At 48.6% G+C, this 18826-nt stretch carries 20 protein-coding genes; 3 read left to right on the top strand and 17 right to left on the bottom strand.

The window, feature by feature from the left end; translation table 11 throughout:
• The first annotated feature begins 175 nt into the window (after positions 1 to 175).
• Entirely contained in the window at positions 176 to 727 is a 552-nt protein-coding gene (gerQ, locus tag NSQ37_RS03650; RefSeq protein WP_007407693.1) for a spore coat protein GerQ, read from the top strand.
• Between the two features lie 46 nt (positions 728 to 773).
• Here the strand turns inward: gerQ and NSQ37_RS03655 are convergent, their stop codons facing one another.
• The 8 genes from NSQ37_RS03655 to NSQ37_RS03690 form a co-directional block, all read right to left on the bottom strand.
• Positions 774 to 1145, bottom strand: coding sequence for a DUF423 domain-containing protein (locus tag NSQ37_RS03655; RefSeq protein WP_003150969.1), 372 nt, complete (start codon positions 1143 to 1145; stop codon positions 774 to 776).
• A gap of 63 nt (positions 1146 to 1208) precedes the next feature.
• On the bottom strand, positions 1209 to 2528 hold the full coding sequence (locus tag NSQ37_RS03660) for a purine/pyrimidine permease (protein ID WP_012118730.1): 1320 nt from the start codon (positions 2526 to 2528) through the stop codon (positions 1209 to 1211).
• Between the two features lie 18 nt (positions 2529 to 2546).
• Entirely contained in the window at positions 2547 to 2969 is a 423-nt protein-coding gene (locus NSQ37_RS03665) for a YwdI family protein (protein WP_015387535.1), read from the bottom strand.
• Between the two features lie 59 nt (positions 2970 to 3028).
• Positions 3029 to 3712, bottom strand: a complete 684-nt coding sequence (locus NSQ37_RS03670) for a uracil-DNA glycosylase (RefSeq protein WP_012118732.1) — start codon at positions 3710 to 3712, stop codon at positions 3029 to 3031.
• 14 nt (positions 3713 to 3726) lie between these two features.
• Positions 3727 to 4533, bottom strand: coding sequence for a glycosyltransferase family 2 protein (locus NSQ37_RS03675; RefSeq protein WP_007407698.1), 807 nt, complete (start codon positions 4531 to 4533; stop codon positions 3727 to 3729).
• 84 nt (positions 4534 to 4617) lie between these two features.
• Complete coding sequence (locus NSQ37_RS03680; RefSeq protein WP_332286361.1) at positions 4618 to 5145, bottom strand: hypothetical protein; 528 nt, start codon at positions 5143 to 5145, stop codon at positions 4618 to 4620.
• 44 nt (positions 5146 to 5189) lie between these two features.
• Positions 5190 to 5825, bottom strand: coding sequence for a permease prefix domain 1-containing protein (locus tag NSQ37_RS03685; protein WP_332286360.1), 636 nt, complete (start codon positions 5823 to 5825; stop codon positions 5190 to 5192).
• Positions 5818 to 6156, bottom strand: a complete 339-nt coding sequence (locus NSQ37_RS03690) for a PadR family transcriptional regulator (protein ID WP_003150960.1) — start codon at positions 6154 to 6156, stop codon at positions 5818 to 5820. Before NSQ37_RS03690 ends, NSQ37_RS03685 begins: the two co-directional genes overlap by 8 nt.
• Before the next feature lie 149 nt (positions 6157 to 6305).
• Between NSQ37_RS03690 and NSQ37_RS03695 the strand changes: the two genes are divergently transcribed.
• Positions 6306 to 7118: a bifunctional hydroxymethylpyrimidine kinase/phosphomethylpyrimidine kinase gene (locus tag NSQ37_RS03695; protein WP_025285456.1), complete on the top strand. Its 813-nt coding sequence runs from the start codon at positions 6306 to 6308 to the stop codon at positions 7116 to 7118.
• 31 nt (positions 7119 to 7149) lie between these two features.
• Here the strand turns inward: NSQ37_RS03695 and NSQ37_RS03700 are convergent, their stop codons facing one another.
• The 5 genes from NSQ37_RS03700 to NSQ37_RS03720 form a co-directional block, all read right to left on the bottom strand.
• On the bottom strand, positions 7150 to 7425 hold the full coding sequence (locus NSQ37_RS03700) for a hypothetical protein (protein ID WP_042635591.1): 276 nt from the start codon (positions 7423 to 7425) through the stop codon (positions 7150 to 7152).
• Between the two features lie 63 nt (positions 7426 to 7488).
• Positions 7489 to 8928 carry a sucrose-6-phosphate hydrolase gene (locus tag NSQ37_RS03705; protein WP_341123231.1) on the bottom strand — a complete coding sequence of 480 codons (1440 nt, stop codon included), beginning with the start codon at positions 8926 to 8928 and terminating at the stop codon, positions 7489 to 7491.
• Positions 8925 to 10307: a sucrose-specific PTS transporter subunit IIBC gene (locus NSQ37_RS03710; protein WP_007614557.1), complete on the bottom strand. Its 1383-nt coding sequence runs from the start codon at positions 10305 to 10307 to the stop codon at positions 8925 to 8927. The genes NSQ37_RS03705 and NSQ37_RS03710 overlap by 4 nt, the downstream gene beginning before the upstream one ends.
• Positions 10308 to 10525: 218 nt before the next feature.
• Positions 10526 to 11356 carry a PRD domain-containing protein gene (locus tag NSQ37_RS03715; protein ID WP_007407705.1) on the bottom strand — a complete coding sequence of 277 codons (831 nt, stop codon included), beginning with the start codon at positions 11354 to 11356 and terminating at the stop codon, positions 10526 to 10528.
• A gap of 23 nt (positions 11357 to 11379) precedes the next feature.
• Complete coding sequence (locus tag NSQ37_RS03720) at positions 11380 to 11694, bottom strand: hypothetical protein (RefSeq protein WP_327943578.1); 315 nt, start codon at positions 11692 to 11694, stop codon at positions 11380 to 11382.
• Between the two features lie 525 nt (positions 11695 to 12219).
• On the opposite strand from NSQ37_RS03720, the gene NSQ37_RS03725 reads away from it, so the two are divergent.
• Entirely contained in the window at positions 12220 to 14631 is a 2412-nt protein-coding gene (locus tag NSQ37_RS03725) for a S8 family peptidase (protein ID WP_012118739.1), read from the top strand.
• A 41-nt stretch (positions 14632 to 14672) separates the two neighbouring features.
• On the opposite strand, the gene NSQ37_RS03730 is transcribed toward NSQ37_RS03725, so the two are convergent.
• From NSQ37_RS03730 to NSQ37_RS03745, 4 genes are all read right to left on the bottom strand, one after another.
• Positions 14673 to 15674 (bottom strand): LLM class flavin-dependent oxidoreductase, encoded by a 1002-nt coding sequence (locus tag NSQ37_RS03730; protein WP_341123232.1) that lies wholly within the window; start codon positions 15672 to 15674, stop codon positions 14673 to 14675.
• Between the two features lie 161 nt (positions 15675 to 15835).
• Positions 15836 to 16585: an oxygen-insensitive NADPH nitroreductase gene (nfsA, locus tag NSQ37_RS03735; RefSeq protein WP_007407708.1), complete on the bottom strand. Its 750-nt coding sequence runs from the start codon at positions 16583 to 16585 to the stop codon at positions 15836 to 15838.
• Between the two features lie 102 nt (positions 16586 to 16687).
• Positions 16688 to 17875 (bottom strand): FtsW/RodA/SpoVE family cell cycle protein, encoded by a 1188-nt coding sequence (locus tag NSQ37_RS03740; protein ID WP_007614568.1) that lies wholly within the window; start codon positions 17873 to 17875, stop codon positions 16688 to 16690.
• A 201-nt stretch (positions 17876 to 18076) separates the two neighbouring features.
• Complete coding sequence (locus NSQ37_RS03745) at positions 18077 to 18535, bottom strand: GNAT family N-acetyltransferase (RefSeq protein ID WP_042635595.1); 459 nt, start codon at positions 18533 to 18535, stop codon at positions 18077 to 18079.
• Positions 18536 to 18826 lie beyond the last annotated feature (291 nt).

Consider the following 18826-nt stretch of genomic DNA (forward strand, 5'->3'; position numbering starts at 1 on the left):
ACAAAAAAAGCCGGCTCTGATGCCCGGACTCATTGGAGCGTATTTTCTTTTTTCGCATAAATCTTTCTTTGGGCTCATATGGTGGAATAGATAAAAACAGCAGCCGCTCTGTCGGCTGTCTGATACTTGTCAGGAGGTTTCAGCATCAAGAGGTTTTCATCAAAGGAGGAACAATATGAAACCGAAAAAGAATCAATATCAGCAAATGCAGGGGATGGGGATGGGAATGGGAATGGATATGCAAGGATACCAGCCGCAGCTCGGGCCTAATCCTTATCCGCAGCCTCAGGGCCAAGGATCACAAATGATGCCGATGCAGCAGCAAATGACAATGCCGATGCAGCAAGGCCAGCAGAGCTTCGGCGGGGGGTTCCCCGGCCAGCCGCAGCAGCAGGGCGGCGGCAGCTTTCAGATTCCGTCAGGCCCATCATCGTCACAAAACGTTCCCGGCATGCTGCCGATTGAAGAGTCATACATTGAAAATATTCTGCGGTTGAACCGGGGCAAAACGGCGACGATTTATATGACATTTGAAAACAGCAAAGAATGGAATTCAAAGATTTTCCGCGGTGTGATTCAGGCGGCGGGACGTGACCATATCATCATCAGCGACCCGAAAACGGGCACCCGCTATCTGCTTCTGACCATTTACCTTGATTACATCACGTTTGATGAGGAAATCGCTTATACTTATCCGTACTCCATGTCTTCTTATTCTCCGAGATAAATCAAAAAGCCAATCGCTCACTTGACAGAGGATTGGCTTTTTTTCTTTATAAATATTTGACGGCCGCGACGATAATCATAATCCAAGAGATGATAAACGCCACGCCGCCGAGCGGTGTAATCGCGCCGAGAATGGAAATCTGCGTCACGCTCAATACGTACAGGCTTCCTGAAAACAGAACGATGCCCGCAAACATCAGCCAGCCCGCAACAGAAACACTGCCTGCGCCAGAAAGCTTTTCGGCCAAAAACGCGACAGCCAAAAGACCGAGCGCGTGATACATATGATATTGCACGCCTGTGTGCCACACCTGCAAATATTTATCGGGGATTTTCCCTTCAAGCCCATGCGCGCCGAAAGCGCCCAGCGCCACGGCCAATAAAGCGTTAATCGCACCAAGAATAATAAACACTTTCATCTATTTTTCTCCCGCCTTTTCGTTAAAGTTTCCAATTCAATCATAACCCAACATCGGCAAAATTCAACGTCCGCCGTCCGATGACACGAGATTGTCGGATTTTTTCTTTTTGATAAGCTGGATTCGGTCAATCGCTATCGCCAGCAGCGTCCCGAGCACAAGACCGTTGCTTAAGAGCGAAATCAGGATCGGGTGCATCCCTGATAACGCGCTCTCCGGCACAAACATTACGCCGACCCCCGTCAGGAGCGCCAGACCGATAATGGAACGGATTCGTTTTTGCTCCTCTCTCTCATAAGAGTCAAACTCCGTAAAGGCGAGACCGGCCATCGTGGAGAAAACGACGAAGTTTACCGCAAAGCCGACCGGTGAGGGCAGACTCGCAAACGCATTCATAAATAGCGGGATCATACTGATGATCACGACAAATACACTTCCCAAAAGAAACGGCTTTTTCGAAGGAAGCTTCGTCGTCTCAATAAAACCGGCCGCCCCTGAAATCGGCACAGGCGCAATGCCCCCTGACAGTCCGCTCAAAAGGTGGCTGATCGAAGCCGCAAACCCAGCCGGACGCTCACGCCGCTTCCCGACGGTGCCGCCGAATTTTTTCACCGCCGCTTCTACAACCCGGATGCTCGCGAGCATGTTGACAATCAAAAGCACGGTAATGAAGAGTGACGTAATGATCAGGCCGCTGTCAAACACGGGTTTTCCAAACGGAAAAAGAGCCGGCAGCTGAATCACGCGGTCCGGTATTTGAATCGGTTTGGCAGCGCCGAAGACGGCGAATAAGATCCATCCGCCGGCAAGCGAAAGGAGAATCGCATACTGTCTTAAGAACGTAACATTCGATCGGGACATGATGAACATCGCCGCCGTCACAACCATGGCGAGCCCGAATACAAGGCCGTCGACGCTGTTTTTTAAATAGCCGATGCCCAAAAGGCCTTTCACAATCGGCTGACTCAGCTGCATGACCAACAGCAGCAGATACACACCGGTCACAACTGGCGTAAACAGCACGGCCAGCCGTTCAATCACTTTAAAAAGGCTGAACAAAAAGAAAAAGACAGCGCTTAATAACAGCGCCCCCTGCAGCGCCCGCAGCGTCTCGCCGAATGTCGCGAACACCGTGCCAGTCAGTCCGCCGTAAATCGTGTATACGCCCCACCATAAGCCTGCCGGGCTTTCATTAATCGGCAGACGATGTCCCTGGAGACATTGGATGACCGCGGCGACGCCAAGCACAAAAAATGTGCTCTGAATCAATGCGGCAGAATCGGCATGGTTCAAGTGAAATGATTGTGCGATGGCGACAGGAACCACAATCGCAGCCGCAATCATAAATGCCGTCCATTGCAAACCCCCGAGTATCAGTTTCAAGTCAATCAACCTCTCCTGTTAAAAATCGAAAATGGAATCCCCGTTTCCGTCTTCCTCACGTTCGTCTTTCGCTTTTTTCTGATATTGGTTCAGCCCGGCGCTGCCCATCATTTTTTCAAGCAGCAGCGGGTCTGTCGAAGGAGACGCGGAAGGTTTCGGCGCCGCTTTCGGAATCGGATTCTGCACAGGCGCCGGAGCGGTGTGCGTCTGAGTGCCGAGCACGACATCACACAGAGAGCGGATGGCGGCCGCGTGCATTTTGACCTCCTCGGTGCGGGTCGCCGTTTTCGCCTGCCTCAGTTCTTCTTCCATCTTCTGAATCAAAGCAGAGATATGTATGTTCATGAGTAAATCCTCCAGCAGTAATTTGTCTTCTTCCTGCATTTTATCAAATTTCTGAGCGAATCGCAGAATTGAGTTTGTTATTTTTTCTGACGGCATACCGCCCTGAACGTCAAAAAAGACGCTTCCGCCGGGCGGAAGCGCCTCAAAAAAACCGTTTATTGCGGCAGGTCGGGGATGCACCAATCGATCGGCTGCTCCCCCATTTTTTCAAGGGCGGCGTTTGTACGGGAAAACGGTCTGCTCCCGAAAAAACCGTTCCTTGCCGAAAACGGGCTCGGATGAGTCGATTCAATAATAATGTGTTTCGATGTGTCAATGCGCTCTTTTTTCATCTGCGCGTGACGCCCCCATAGGATAAAGACAATCGGCTTCTCTCTTTCATTCACCACATCAATGATGCGGTCAGTGAGCCGCTCCCATCCCTTGCCCTTGTGGGAATTGGCCTGACCGCGGCGAACCGTAAGCACTGTGTTTAACAAAAGCACTCCCTGCTTCGCCCAGCTGACGAGCGATCCGTGGTTTGGTACGGAGCAGCCGATATCGTCCTGAAGCTCTATGAAAATATTTTTCAAAGACGGCGGCTGTCTGACCCCGGGCTGAACGGAAAAACTAAGCCCGTGCGCCTGTCCTGGCCCGTGATACGGGTCCTGTCCGAGAATGACCGCTTTTACATCCTCATAGGGCGTATAATGCAAGGCGTTAAAAATATCATGGCTGTCAGGATAAATCGTTTGGCTGCTGTATTCTTGTTTCAGCATTTCTCTCAGCTCTTGATAATACGGTTTGTCAAATTCATCTTTCAGCTGATTCCACCAGCTGTCTTTTAAAAGCTGTTTCAAACTGTCCGTCCCCCTTATGAACTGTGCAGTCTTGAATGGACGGGCTTTCCGTCCCACACAATGTCAGTCGGCGCCTCCCGCCTCTTCATGTCCGGCTCTTCAAGAAGAACCGCGAAGTTTTTCGTCGGGAGCTCCCCAAGCCCGTGCTTTTCGCTTAACCGGTCTAAGTACCTCTTCCGTTTGCCGCCGAGATCCGCGGACTGATTGCCGCCTCCCTCAAAAAACGCATATATGACGCTCGCGCAAGGAACACGCTTCACACGGTGCTGTTTTGCGGCGCGCAAATAAAAGTCCCAGTCCCAATAATTATGGACATCCGGATCAAAATACCCTAACGTGTCATGCAGAGAACGCCTGTACATGCTGCCTGACGGAACGTACGTGGAAAATACCCGCATATCCGCATAATCTGCCGTATAGGCGAACGGCTTTCGTGACACCGGGTATCTCGTGCCGCCCCGTTCTTCAAATGACACAATTTCCGCGTCAGAATGGACAAAATCCGCATCAGCAAGTGCAGCCGCCATTCTTTCCAAATGGCCCGGCGTAATGAAATCATCATCATCGCACAGCATGATACAATCACCCGACGCTTTTTTCACACCTGCGTTCCGCGCTTCCACATGTCCGGCATTCTGTTCTAAATCAATAATCTGAATCGGCAGATCGCTGTACAGCTGCTTCGCTTGTTCGACCGATTCTCCGGCATCATTTACAATGATCACTTCATAAGGCTTTATGGTCTGCATGGAAATCGACTCCAGCAGCTCACACAAAGCCGGAATCCGATTATACGTGACTATGACAATTGATATATTCATGATCCGCTCCTTCTGCTTTTTCTCATGTTCTATTAAAACATAAAGCGGCGGAGAGATCAGGGGGGATTTTTGATTTCGGCCCATTCAGAAACAAATCCAGGTCATGCCCGTCAGCAAAACGAGAATGATCAGAAGGTCTCCCCAAACAGTGCATACCGCCTTGGCATTAAGTCTGCCCGCCTCCATGGCGTTCCAAAGTTTTGATTGATAAACAGGCACCAACACCATCGCATAGCATGTGCACAAGCAGACAAAAGCCGGCGGGACAAGCGCACATCCATCCTCATGCCAATCATGAATCAGTTCCGGTATACTCACCCCGCTGTCAATGTACAAGTATAATATACCCGCCAGCGGAATGAGCGAACTGATCTGCAGCTCGATAAGTTTCACCTTCCACTCACGCGCAAACGAAACGGCCCAAATCCATCCCAGCGCATAAAATAATAGAAGAAGCAAAATACTGAAAACAACAAAAACAGCGTCTTGCATCCCATTCAGAACCATAATAAAAAGACTTACAACGGGCAATGCAAGAACCAAGCCGCAGACGGTAAATACGGTTACGGCTATTTGGGCGCACGCGCCGTACATCCACGAACCTAATCTCATTTTAACACCCCTATATAGATTCCCTATGTATATAGTGAAAAAGATCAGGCAAGTCTCTGCCTGCCTGCGTAAAAACCTATTTTTCCGCAAAACGGAAAACATACCGTCACAACGGCGCATACTGCCGTAAAACTCGGTGTGACCGCCGAAGGAAACAGCCCAGCCGGAACCAGATTGAACAAAAAGACAAACATAAAACATAGATTCGGCACCATTGAAGCCCATACCGTCCGCTCAGCAAGCTTTTTTCCGCCAGCCCCGAACTCTTTGCCAGCTTGATAGCCGATTTGGAACCAATACAGCACATAACCGATCATAATCAGCCATACTGACACGGAAATCCCTTTCCACAGCGCGTCAACAGCGGGATGAATCCTCCACGCGTGCATCATCGTAATCATCGCCCCCATCACAAAAAGACCGCAGTTGCAGAACAGATAAAAGAGCATAAAAGTCCGCGCGGGCACCGCCGAAGCTTTTTGAAAAGCAGAGATAATCTCAGACGGAGTCCCCACTTCCCGCAGAATAAGCGCCATCGCTTCGCTTTCGGTTTTGCCTTTTTCCAGATGATCACAAATGGCATGATGAATATGGCTTTCGATTTCTTTTAATAATTCACGGCTTCCGGACTTGCCTTCCAGCCCTTTTCTGATTTCCTGCACATAAAGGTCTTTATCCATTCTGCCCGCCCCGCTTCAGCATCCGGTCCATCAGAGCAGAGAACAGATTCCATTCCTTCGTCCGTTCGGCTAGAATGTTTTTTCCTTCATCGGTGATCCGGTAATATTTTCGGTCCGGCCCTTTGGTCTGCTTTTCCCAGTAAGAAGAAATATAGCTTTGGCGTTCAAGCTTATGAAGCGATGGGTACAGCGTGCCTTCCTTCATTTGCAGTTCATTCCCGCTTCTTTTCTCCATTTCTTTCACAAGTTCATACCCGTACATGGGCCGTTCATTCAGCAGCGTCAGCACCAGAATGACCGTGCTTCCCTTTACAAGCTCCCTGTTGAGCATTTATTTTCTCACCCTTACCTAGTAATCTTATGTAGGTATTGTACGCACATCCCCCGCGGCTGTCAAATCATTCCTCTAAGCCTTCCGTATTGTGATCGGAAGAAAATCTAACTATAATGAGATATAAAACACTGATGGAGGCCATTGATATGTCAATGCACAAAGCACTTACTATTGCCGGTTCTGATTCCAGCGGCGGCGCGGGAATTCAGGCCGATTTAAAAACATTTCAAGAAAAAAACGTATACGGAATGACGGCTTTGACCGTGATCGTAGCGATGGACCCGGAGAACAGCTGGGATCATCAAGTATTTCCGATCGATGCCGATACGATTCGCGCACAGCTGGCGACGATTGTTGACGGAATCGGCGTAGACGCCATGAAAACGGGAATGCTCCCTACCGTGGAGATCATAGAGCTTGCGGCGAAAACGATTAAAGAAAAACAGCTGAAGAATGTCGTTATCGATCCTGTCATGGTCTGCAAAGGAGCGAACGAAGTGCTGTATCCGGAGCATGCCGAAGCGCTTCGCACCCAATTGACGCCTCTGGCAACCGTCATCACGCCAAACCTGTTTGAAGCAAGCCAGCTGAGCGGTATGGATGAATTAAAAACGGTGGAAGACATGAAAGAAGCGGCCAAGAAAATTCACGAACTCGGCGCGAAATATGTATTGATTACAGGCGGAGGCAAATTGAAACATGAAAAAGCGATCGACGTGCTGTATGACGGAGAAACCGCGGAAGTATTAGAAAGCGAAATGATTGATACACCTTATACGCACGGAGCCGGATGCACATTCTCCGCCGCCGTGACGGCAGAACTGGCCAAAGGCGCTGAAGTGAAGGAAGCCATCTATGCGGCAAAAGAATTTATCACCGCGGCAATCAAAGAATCCTTCCCGCTGAACCAATACATCGGACCGACTAAACATTCGGCGATGCGTCTTAGCGGAAAATAAAATAAATATCCCCCTCATTACCCGAGGGGGATTATTTCATTTTTTTCGCGGATGACCGCAAAAACATCTCAATAGACTGCACAAACAGCGCATATTCCTTCATCTGTTCATATGTATGCATCAGCCGATCACTCCATTCATTGTGCGGCTCAGCTCTCTTGAGCATGCGATTCAGCTGAAGCAATACTTCTTTATATTCTTCCCGCTTATCTTCCACTTGCTCTGCGGCTTTGACAAGTAAACATTTCGGCGTCATCTTCTGATTTTTCAAAACTGAGAAAACAACTCCTTTTATTCCTGGAATCATAGGCTTTCGTTTGAAGAATAGCACAGATGGCATAGGTTTCACATAAGAAAAAAGAACGATTTTCTATAAAAGTGTCCAAATTGAGCCATTTATTTCCGTTTTTCCTGCCGAAGTGACGGTTACGTCATCATTTCCCGGGAAAGGAAAATATCTGGCGCTGAATACCTCTTCTCCATCATTCAAAAACAATTCAATCGAGGATGCATCCAGAAAGAGCTGCACGGAATGCACCTCGCTAATGGCGCAGCTTCTCTTTTCTTTTTCTTCTCCGCTGAAAGCGGTGCGCTCCAGCACAACCAGCCCCTCTTCCTGATGAAATATAAACCGGGCTGCGCCCCGAATTGAGATTTCAAAACCGGATTCGCAAGTGATGTCCTCCAGCAGCACTTCAGCCCGGGACGCATCTTTCACCGGGAGGCTTACAGACGAGCAATTCAATTGAAGACGGTGCTTTTGTTCATCCGTGCGGCGTGATTTCATTTCCGGGAGCGGGCGCTGTATGATTCTGCCGTTGGACAGTGACAGCTGTCTCGGCATCGTTAAGCAGTGAATCCAGTGATACGCATGTGTCGGATGTTTGTCCTCATGCTGATCCGGAACGCCCATCCACGCGAACAGAATCCTCCGTCCCTTATCATCTTCCAGCGTCTGCGCCGCGTAAAAGTCAAATCCTCTGTCAAGCTCCGTAAATTCACCGTGCTTAAATTCTGGCGGCTCTGTATGCAGCCTGCCGAGGAAATAGCCCGCCTGGTGGCTGTTATGATATTCTATCCCGTCAGCTTCAAGCCCCTGCGGACATACGAGCAGCACGTCGGTTCCGTCAAGGGAAAACAAGTCGGGACATTCCCACATATAACCGAATGACCCGAGACCGCCGGAGTCCGCCCCCGCAATCGCACCGAGAAACGTCCAATCCGTCAAGTTCTCTGATGTGAACAACACAGCGCTTCCGGTGAGCTTTTCTGTCTGCGCGCCAAGCACCATGTAATACGCTCCGTCTTTCTTCCAAACCTTCGGATCACGGAAATGAGCGGTATAGCCTTCCGGGAGACGCGCGACGACTCCTTTTTTTTCAAATGCGATCCCGTCTTCGGATTCGGCGAGGCATTGATACGTTTCCCGATTGCCTTCTCCGTCACGGACATTGCCTGTGTACATCAGGCAGAGCCGCCCGTCTTTTTCGATGGCGCTTCCGGAATAACAGCCGTTTTTGTCATACCACTCACCCGGCGCAAGCGCGATTTCTTCCTCTTTCCACTCAACGAAATCCTTCGTCGTCACATGCGCCCAAAATTTCGCGCCGTGCCCCGTATGAAATGGCTGCCATTGAAAAAACAAGTGATATACGCCGTTCCATTGGATCACGCCGTTCGGATCATTTAAAAGCCCGACCGGCGGCATAATATGATAGTTCTGGCGGTATGGATCTGACGCGGCTGTTTCTCCCCGCTTCTTTTTCGCTTCCTCAGCCTGCAGGCGCAGCTCTTGATCCGGTGTCCTCATTTGACGGCCTCCTTTTCTTTAGCTCCCATAATGTAAGCGGCAATAAACGCCGAGACAGAGGCGATGCCCATTCCGATCAGATAGTTTATAAGATTTCCTAAACCGAGCGGAGCCGTGATGGCAATCATCGGAATTCCGGTCAGACCGTAGGCATTGGCGGCGACACCGGTCACCACGACATAGGCTCCTCCCAGCGCTCCGCCGATCATTCCCGCGATAAACGGCTTGCGGTATCTTAGGTTCACACCGAAAATGACTGGTTCGGTTACACCGAGAAAAGCGGAAAATGCGGCCGGCAGAGCGATTTCTTTCATTTTCGCTTTTTTCGTCAGGAAAAATACAGCCAGTCCCGCCGCGCCCTGAGCGACATTCGCCATCGACCAGATAGGAAGGATATAGTTTCTGCCCAAATCAGCGATGAGGCCGGCCTCAATCGCATGAAAGCTGTGATGCACACCGGTAAGCACAATAAGCGGATAAAGACCGCCGAAAAGCAGTCCGGCAACAATGCCCGCATGATCATACACATATGTCAGCGAGACGGTAATGCCTGATCCGATCGCCCTGCCAAGCGGACCGATTGCGATAAAGGTGATAAATCCCGTGACAATCACCGTGACAAACGGCGTGACCAATAAATCGAATGCGTGAGGCACAATTTTTCTCGTGCCCTTTTCCACTTTGCTCATAATGTAAACGGCTAACAGTACGGGGATGACCGTCCCTTGATAGCCGAGCAGCGCAATGTCGAAGCCGAAAAGCTGCATAAAATCAGGCGATGCATCCGCAAGCCCCCACGGATTCAAAAGCGCCGGATGGATCATAATTCCCCCGAGCACGGCACCGAGATAGGCATTACCGCCAAATTCCTTCGCCGCGCTGAACCCGATGAATACGGGCAGGAAGATAAACGCCGCGCTTGAAAACATGTCTAAAAGCTTAAACAGCGACGATTGTTCAGACACCCAGTGAAAAGCCTTCATCATGCCGAGCAGCCCCATTAAAAGTCCGCTTGCCACGATAGCCGGAATGATGGGAACGAATATGTTAGACAGTGTCTTCGCAAATCTTGCGGCCGGATTCAGCTTTTTTTTCGCTGCGTCCTGATGTGTCTCACGATCCTCCCGCCCCAAATCGGCTTCTTTTGAAAAAGCGTCATACACTTTATTCACGAGGCCGGTGCCGAATATAATCTGATATTGCCCCGAGCTGCTGAAAGCCCCTTTTACGCCTTCTATTTCTTCAATGCCGGCCTGGCTGATCTTCTGTTCATCTTGAATGACGAGCCTGAGCCGCGTCGCGCAATGTGTCGCGCTGATGATATTTGATTCCCCTCCGATATGTTTGATAAGCTGTTTTGCCGTTTCTTGATAATTCATGATGTATCCCCCTTTCTAAAATCAAAAAAGACCTAAAATTCGCCAACGAAAAAGGTCAGCATAATCCCTTTTTCATGTACGCAAATTTTAGGTCTTGCCTGCATTACCAGTCACAATCCCGCCGGATTCAGTTTTTTAATGCGCTTTCATTCTATTCCATGATAGCGCTTTCGTCAATATGTTTTCAAAAAAAAAGTCTGTTTCTCGAAACAGACGCGTTATTCCGGGTTTTTTTGCAGACGCTGGACATGCAGCGTGATATAGCCGGCCTCGGATTCCGGCAGTTCCAAATCATATTCAGTTTTTAAAAACGCCGCCAGTTCAAGCGCACACCGATAAGCAAACGGATACTTTTTTTGGATGAAATAAAGCATCTCCTCGTCCATGGAATGGAGTGCTTCATTTGAGTCCAACCGGCTGACCGCATACCGTAAGTGCGTGACGAGGCGCTGATAGGAAATACTGTCTTCATCCACCTTCTGTTCGAAAAAGGATTCGATCTTTTCGATCATTTCTTTGATCATGGTTGTATGCTTCATCGCCGAATACATGCTTTTGGCATCCGCCTTGGCAGTGTGGATATGAAGCGCGATATACCCCGCCTCATCATCAGGCAATGATATACCGAGGGTTTGTTTCACGTGTTCAACCGCCCAGCGGCCGATCTCATATTCTTTTTTATAAAGCGCCTTAATTTCATGAAGCAATCGGTTATGCACCTGAAGGCCGTTTTGAATCCTTTCGATCGCAAAGGATAAATGGTCCGCCAGCGCAATGTGGATGTGATCGCTCAAAGGTGCCGCAAGCTCTCCCTCCGCATGGCTGATGATATCTTCAGCCGCCTCTATATGCTCTTCGGGAAGCGTTTCTAACACTTGTTTGAACTTTTCATTTTCGTCGTGCACGACAAATATTTTTTCAATTTTATGTTTTTGAATCACATCATTTTTTCTCTTTTGAAAAGCGATTCCGGGACCCATTACGATCTTTTCCCGTCCGTCTTCTTTTATTAACGCCGCATTGTTATTTAATACTTTGTCTATTCTCAAGAGGTTCGCTCCCGTTCATATGTTTAGTGGGATTGTACCCTCTTTTTCATATGATGTAAAGGTGCCGGACCCGCGCGCTCCCGTTTCGGCAATTCTTTGCGGACAGGCGTCCATCGGTTTTTATCCAGCCTGCCGCGGGCCGATTTCGTTTCATCGGTCAAATCCGCCGATCGGACACGGCTCACAAACGAAAAAGCCCCAGCCGTCCGCTTCGCTTTCTTATAATAAGCCGCTTGGTTTCCGTACACGGCAGCTAATGGATATCTTCCGTTACCCGGCGCCATCCAGTTCATCAGAAAGACCATCCACACCCGTAAAGATACTAGCAAACGTTTCATTGCAAATCATCCCTCCGCTTCTTTTTGACAGACAGCTTGTTCGCAGGCCTGTTTTTCTCTCCGCTTTAACGGAAAAGGCGGCCGATCCTTCTCCGCTAAAAACTAGCGGGTCTAGCAACCCTATGACTCTATGATAGACGTGGCCGGGCGAATTGTTTGTCACAATATGAGTGAAAAAACAAACTAGTTTTCAGAAGTTTTGTTGAAAGCTGATGGAAATGACCTGAAAAATGGAAAAGCCGATAAAAAAAGTTATACACACCTTATCCCTTGGTTAAGCACAGCTTAAACACAGGGTATATCCACATATCCACAAACTCGATCTATATTTTGTATAGGAACACTCGTTCCCAACAATATATATACACAAATTTATTCAGTTATACACAGGATTCTGTGTATAACTCCCTCCTTATTCACAGACCAATTTCCATAAATGAGTCATATGTCACAAGGATTATTTTGAATTTTCAAGAAATATATACTAGATTTCTAATTTAGATAAAGAAAAAGGGGGAAACACGATTGAAAAAAGGAATCATCCGTTATCTGCTTCCGGCTTTTGTCTTATCCTTTACCTTATCCACAAGTTCACAGGCTGCGCCGGCTTCAAAACCGCAAACTCCTGATCTTGAGAAGGCTGAGGTGTTCGGTGACATTGATATGACCACCGGCAAACAAACGACAGTCATCGTGGAGCTCAAGGAAAAGTCACTGGCGGAAGCAAAGGAACTCGGCAAAGCACAGACAAAAAGCAAGCTGAAAAGCGAACGCGCAAAAGTGAAAAAGAAAGCGCTCAAAACCATTAAACACGGAAAAATCAACAGGGAATATGAGCAAGTGTTTTCCGGCTTCTCCATGAAACTCCCGGCAAATGAAATCCCCAAACTGCTGAGTGATCAGGATGTCAAAGCGGTTTATCCGAATGTCACCTATCATACCGATCAGCTCAAAGATAAAGACATCACCCTATCTAAGGATGCCGTGTCTCCGCAGATGGATGACAGCGCGCCTTATATAGGGGCAAATGACGCGTGGAAGCTCGGCTATACGGGTAAAGGCGTCAAGGTTGCCATTATTGACACCGGTGTCGAATATAAACACCCTGACTTAAAGAAAAATTTCGGACAATATAAAGGATACGATTTTGTGGATAACGACTATGATCCTGAAGAAACGCCGTCCGGTGATCCGAGAGGCGCGTCGACTGACCACGGAACCCATGTCGCGGGCACGGTAGCGGCAAACGGAACGATTAAAGGCGTCGCGCCGGATGCTACACTCCTTGCCTACCGTGTGCTCGGTCCGGGCGGAAGCGGAACAACGGAGAACGTCATCGCCGGCATCGAACGCGCCGTACAGGACGGAGCGGATGTCATGAACCTTTCTCTCGGCAATTCTGTGAATAACCCAGACTGGGCGACAAGCACGGCGCTTGACTGGGCGATGTCAGAAGGCGTCACGGCCGTTACATCAAACGGAAACAGCGGACCGAACAATTGGACCGTCGGCTCTCCGGGAACGTCCAGAGAAGCCATCTCCGTGGGAGCGACACAGCTGCCGCTGAACGAGTACGCCGTCTCCTTCGGTTCCTATTCCTCAGCGAAAGTAATGGGCTACAACAAAGAAGATGACATAAAAGCACTGAATAAAAAAGAAACAGACCTCATAGAGGCGGGTATCGGCGAGCAAAAGGATTTTGAAGGCAAAGATCTGAAGGGAAAAGTCGCTGTCGTCAAACGGGGCAGCATCGCCTTTGTGGATAAAGCAGACAACGCCAAAAAAGCGGGCGCGATCGGTATGGTTGTGTATAACAATGCCCCGGGAGAAATTGAAGCCAACGTACCGGGCTTGTCCGTACCGACGATTAAGCTTTCATCAGAAGACGGCGAAAAACTCGTCAGCCAATTAAAAGCGGGCGGCACAAAAGCGACATTCAATTTATCCGTGGCTAAATCGCTCACTGAACAAATGGCAGACTTTTCGTCACGCGGTCCGGTTATGGACACGTGGATGATTAAACCTGACGTCTCCGCTCCCGGCGTAAACATCGTCAGCACCATTCCGACCCATGATCCGGCCGACCCGTACGGCTACGGATCGAAGCAGGGAACGAGCATGGCTTCCCCGCATGTAGCCGGCGCAGCTGCCGTCATCAAGCAGGCCAAACCGAAATGGAGCCCGGAACAAATAAAAGCCGCTCTCATGAACACGGCGGAAACCTTAACGGACGCGGACGGTGACGTATACCCGCATAATGCGCAAGGCGCCGGAAGCATCAGAATCATGAAGGCGATCAAAGCAGACTCCCTTGTCGCCCCGGGAAGTTATTCTTACGGAACGTTTATGAAAGACAAAGGCAATGAAACGAAAAAAGAAACCTTTACGATTGAAAACCAATCGTCCATCAGAAAATCATATCAGCTCGAGTACTCTTTCAACGGCACGGGCATTACCGTTTCGGGCACAGACCGGGTCGTGATCCCCGCTCATCAAACCGGAAAGGTCAATGCGAAAGTAAAGGTCAATGCCAAAAAAGTAAAGGCAGGCACCTATGAGGGAACCGTCACAGTGCGAGAAGGCGGAAAAACAGTCGCAAAAGTGCCGACGCTGCTGATTGTAAAAGAGCCGGACTATCCGCGCGTGACGTCAATCGACGTGCAGGACGGCACAACGCAGGGAACCTACCAAATTGAAACCTATCTTCCGGCGGGAGCCGAAGAGCTTGCCTTCCTTGTATATGACAGCAATCTTGACTTTGTCGGCCAAGCCGGCATCTACAAAAAGCAGGATAAAGGCTATCAATATTTCGACTGGAACGGCAAAGTCAATGGTGACACCGCACTGCCGGCAGGAGAATATTATATGCTGGCCTATGCCGCGAACAAAGGGAAATCAAGCCAGGTGCTGACTGAAAAACCTTTTATCATTGAATAACCGAACAACCCTGCTGGAGCATCAGCAGGGTTTCTTTCTGATCATTCGGCAAAAGCTTCTCGAAGCAGGCGATATGACTGAAGTTTATCTTCAAAATGATGAGTAATGGTTACAGCCATCACTTCTTCCGTTCCGTATGCTTTACTGAGAGCCAGAATCTGTTCTTTCACTTGCTGCTTCGTTCCGATGATCATTCGATTCCGATTATCGGCAATTCGTCTTTGTTCATACGGTGTATACGTATTCCCGCGGACGGTTTCGTAAGACGGTACGCCGTGAAGCGGAATCCCCTGTTCACCTGCAAGCAGCGTATAATCCATGACGGCCGCGAGTTCCTCCGCTTTCTCCTCCGTGTCCGCGCACAGCACAAACACCGCCACGGCTGTTTTTGGTTCTTTTCCTAATAGAGAAGGTTTAAATCTGCGCTTATACTGTGCTGTCGTGCTTTCTCCGCCTTCTCCATTAATAAAATGGGCAAACATATAGCCTGCTCCCGTTTCTGCGCTCAGAAGCGCGCTTTCCCCCGATGAACCGAGAAGCCAGACTTCCGGCGCCGTCTTAATAAGGGGTGATGCGGTCAGATTCGGAAAACGGTGATTGTCATCAGCTGCATCATGCAAATACATCGCCAGCTCACGAAGCTGCTGCGGATATTGATCAGCATTCCGCTTCCCGCCGTCATTCAGCGCCCATGATGCGATCGGCATTCCGCCCGGCGCTCTCCCTAATCCAAGATCGATTCTGCCCGGCGTCAACCCTTCAAGCACGCGGAAATTTTCCGCCACCTTATATTCGCTGTAATGCGGAAGCATGACACCGCCCGAGCCTACACGAATCTCATTCGTTTTCGCCGCAATATGGCTGATCAGCACTTCAGGGCTTGAACCCGCCAACCGCTCTGAAAAATGATGCTCTGACACCCAAAACCTCTTATATCCGAGCTTTTCCGCCTCCTGCGCCAGTCTTACTGTATTCCGCAGAGCACTTTCCGCGGAACTCCCTTCTGATACAGGAGATTGATCTAATATGCTTAATGAAATCATCACTGTCACCTCATCAACATCGTACCACTGCTAAGCCGTTTTTTCTTTCTGCATGCTTATAAGCATCCCTGATGATAAACATTTATATACCTTGTTCCATTTTGTCGAAATATGTTACACGTGAAACATAAAAACCTCTCCCGGTCAGGAGAGGTTTTTTCTTAATTCTTTTGAAAACCTTTATCTTTTACATATTGATTTAAATAGGTTCTCGGTTTTTGTTTCATGAACTGCAGGATTTGATCAGACCACGTTTCAACCCGCTTGCCGTTTGTCCGTTTATCATAATAAGCGGAAATGGTTTCATCATATTCCTTCATATAACTGCGGAAGTGTTCTTCATTCGTATCGTACGTGTTTTCATGATATACGGCTTGTTTCGGCAGGCGCGGCTTTTGACCGGACGGATGAGCGGGATGACCGACTACCAAGCCGAACAGCGGCAGCACATGGTCAGGCGTTCCAAGCACTTCCGTCACCTGATCAAGTTCATTTCGAATGCCTCCGATATAACAAATGCCAAGTCCCATTGATTCCGCGGCAACACTTACGTTTTGTGCGGCAAGTGCGGCATCAATGACGCTGACCATAAACATTTCTGTATTCTCAAGAAGCTCGGTAATGTTTTCGCCTTTTTCCTCAGCAAGTTTTTTATGACGGTACAAATCAGCGCAAAACACAAACAAGTGCCCATTATTCTCGACGTAAGGCTGGTTTCCGGCCAGTGCCGCCAGCTTCCGCTTTTTCTCCTTATCGGTTACGCCGATGATGGAGTAAGCCTGCACGTAACTGGACGTTGACGCCGCCTGGGCGCTTTTCACTAATGTATCTATCTCTTCTGCTGTCAGAAGCTCGTCAGTAAATGATCGGATCGACCGATGATTAAGTATGGTTTCGATGGTATTGTTCATATAAAAGCCTCCTTCTTTCTATATCATATCCGAAAGGGAATCATGTCAAAAGCGAAATGCTCTAAACAAAAAAAGACAGCCCGAAAAACGAGCCGTCTCACATTAAGAATTGAACAAGTAGCTTTTATATTTCGTCAGCTGCACACTTGCGTTATATACGATCCCGAAGCTGATTAATGTAGAAAGCACCGAGCTCCCCCCATAGCTGACAAACAGCAGCGGAATACCGGTAACCGGCATAATGCCGATATTCATCCCGATGTTCTGGAAGGTGTGAATCACGATAAGTGCAGTAAATCCTACGCAAAAAAACGCGCCAAATCGGTTAAACGCATGCAAGCGGTCAATCAGCACCACAAGTCTGTAAATTAAAAAGAAAAACATGACAACCGCAATGGCGCAGCCTAAAAATCCAAAACTTTCACCCAAAATCGCAAAGATAAAGTCGGTCTGTCCCTCAGGTACGTACACCTTCAGATTATGAACGCCGTTTCCGGTAATGCCGCCCGATCCGATCGCCATAACGGCCTGATCCACCTGCCAGCTTTTATCGCTCTCTGCCTGAGTCGTTGCCGCACTGGAGTCAGACATCCACGATGTAATCCGGTTAATTTGATAATCCGCAATGCCGATTGAATTCGCCACATGGGGAAATTCAATCACCAGCACTAAGAAAAGGCCAAGCACAAGCGCGGCCGAACCGCCGATGATGGTGATCAGCTTCCAGTTCACACCCGACATAAACACCATCACCATAACGATGAACAGACAGATCGCACCCGTTCCGGCATCCTGCAAAACGATCATCCCGATCGGAATAACCGTCCATGCCGCAATTTTCAAAAGCAGATTCACATCTTCCCGAAGTGACCTTTGATCCTTCGGGCCCGCCTTCGATATAATGGACGCGACCATCATCATAATTCCTATTTTCGTGAACTCAGAGGGCTGGAGGGTAAAGCTGCCGATTTTAAACCAGCTCTTCGCTCCGTTTTTAATCGGCGCGATGGATTCCGGCGCCACACGCAAAAGGAGCAGCGACAGCACGCCGGCAATTAACACGTACAGACTCAGTTTTTCAAGCTGCTCTAAATCAAAATACATGATACTGACCATGAGACCGGCTCCGATGACATAAAAGACGATCTGTCTCATCCAGGCATCACTTCCGTACTGCCCGAACTGTCCGGCCGCATAAATCGCCGCAACACTAATTATTAAAAACACACCAAATATAAAAATCAAATCCCCCTGATAATAGGGATTTTGCTGTTTCTTATATCGACTCATTCTATCCCGCCTTACATTTTCATCGGAAGTCACTATTGTTTATTATACATGAACACCGTTCAAGAAAACATGATGAGGTTGCTTCCTTTTTATTTTTTACGGTTTGGGGACTACACGACATATGACGTGTCAGAAAAGGAAATGTTTCGGTCATGATGAAACTTTTCCGATAAAAAACCCCTTCTCGTCAGAAAAGGGGTTTCAGCTTATGTTTAACGTCATAAACAAGCTGTTCGGGTCCTCTTTATAATGTGCAAACGGATCACAATATTGAAACCCGGCTTTTTCATACAGGCGTCTGGCGGGGAGAAAAGCCTCCATAGAACCGGTTTCTAAGCTGATCCGCTGATAGCCCCGCCGCCTTGCTTCTTCAAGCATATGGCGGAGGATCCGGTTGGCAACGCCTTTTCTGACATGATGCGGAGAGGTTTTCATTGATTTGATCTCACCGTGCCGGCTGTTTAGCTCCTTTAAGGCACCGCAGCCGAGCAGGATGCCGTTTTCCCTCGCACTCCAAAACGTAACGTCAGGCTGACGCAGCCGGTCCGCATTGAGCGCATGTATACTTTCCGGAGGAGAATGCATGGTCATGCTCTTCAGATGATCCTGCAAAAGCGCAAAGACATCCGGCGCTGTGACATCTTCTTTCCTTACGTCCACTTCAAACCACCCTTGCTGTGCATATTTTCTTTGACCATAGCAAAGGTTCACAGCCTGCGCCATTCCATTGTCCGGAAATGTGACAGGGTATTTGGCCTTTCCGGTTTCTTGTACCTATCCAAAAATGAGGCAATAGTTGCAATACATTTCTCGAAAAAGCGGTATCAAAAATTGGAAAACATGGTATAATAATTGTAACAAAATGTTCAAAAAACGACCACAAAACAGACACATTTTATTCTCTGTATTTCATTTTGGAAACGCTCCCATAAAATGAAAGGAGACATGTAA

Source organism: Bacillus sp. FSL P4-0334 (genome assembly GCF_038004825.1).
GTDB lineage: Bacteria > Bacillota > Bacilli > Bacillales > Bacillaceae > Bacillus > Bacillus velezensis.

Bases quoted from the DNA above. Each gene is read 5' to 3' on its own strand.
- gerQ (WP_007407693.1), top strand. From the start codon at position 176: ATGAAACCGAAAAAGAATCAATATCAGCAAATGCAGGGGATGGGGATG.
- NSQ37_RS03655 (WP_003150969.1), bottom strand. From the start codon at position 1,145: ATGAAAGTGTTTATTATTCTTGGTGCGATTAACGCTTTATTGGCCGTG.
- NSQ37_RS03665 (WP_015387535.1), bottom strand. From the start codon at position 2,969: ATGCCGTCAGAAAAAATAACAAACTCAATTCTGCGATTCGCTCAGAAA.
- NSQ37_RS03675 (WP_007407698.1), bottom strand. From the start codon at position 4,533: ATGAATATATCAATTGTCATAGTCACGTATAATCGGATTCCGGCTTTG.
- NSQ37_RS03680 (WP_332286361.1), bottom strand. From the start codon at position 5,145: ATGAGATTAGGTTCGTGGATGTACGGCGCGTGCGCCCAAATAGCCGTA.
- NSQ37_RS03685 (WP_332286360.1), bottom strand. From the start codon at position 5,825: ATGGATAAAGACCTTTATGTGCAGGAAATCAGAAAAGGGCTGGAAGGC.
- NSQ37_RS03690 (WP_003150960.1), bottom strand. From the start codon at position 6,156: ATGCTCAACAGGGAGCTTGTAAAGGGAAGCACGGTCATTCTGGTGCTG.
- NSQ37_RS03695 (WP_025285456.1), top strand. From the start codon at position 6,306: ATGTCAATGCACAAAGCACTTACTATTGCCGGTTCTGATTCCAGCGGC.
- NSQ37_RS03700 (WP_042635591.1), bottom strand. From the start codon at position 7,425: ATGATTCCAGGAATAAAAGGAGTTGTTTTCTCAGTTTTGAAAAATCAG.
- NSQ37_RS03705 (WP_341123231.1), bottom strand. From the start codon at position 8,928: ATGAGGACACCGGATCAAGAGCTGCGCCTGCAGGCTGAGGAAGCGAAA.
- NSQ37_RS03710 (WP_007614557.1), bottom strand. From the start codon at position 10,307: ATGAATTATCAAGAAACGGCAAAACAGCTTATCAAACATATCGGAGGG.
- NSQ37_RS03720 (WP_327943578.1), bottom strand. From the start codon at position 11,694: ATGAAACGTTTGCTAGTATCTTTACGGGTGTGGATGGTCTTTCTGATG.
- NSQ37_RS03730 (WP_341123232.1), bottom strand. From the start codon at position 15,674: ATGATTTCATTAAGCATATTAGATCAATCTCCTGTATCAGAAGGGAGT.
- nfsA (WP_007407708.1), bottom strand. From the start codon at position 16,585: ATGAACAATACCATCGAAACCATACTTAATCATCGGTCGATCCGATCA.
- NSQ37_RS03740 (WP_007614568.1), bottom strand. From the start codon at position 17,875: ATGAGTCGATATAAGAAACAGCAAAATCCCTATTATCAGGGGGATTTG.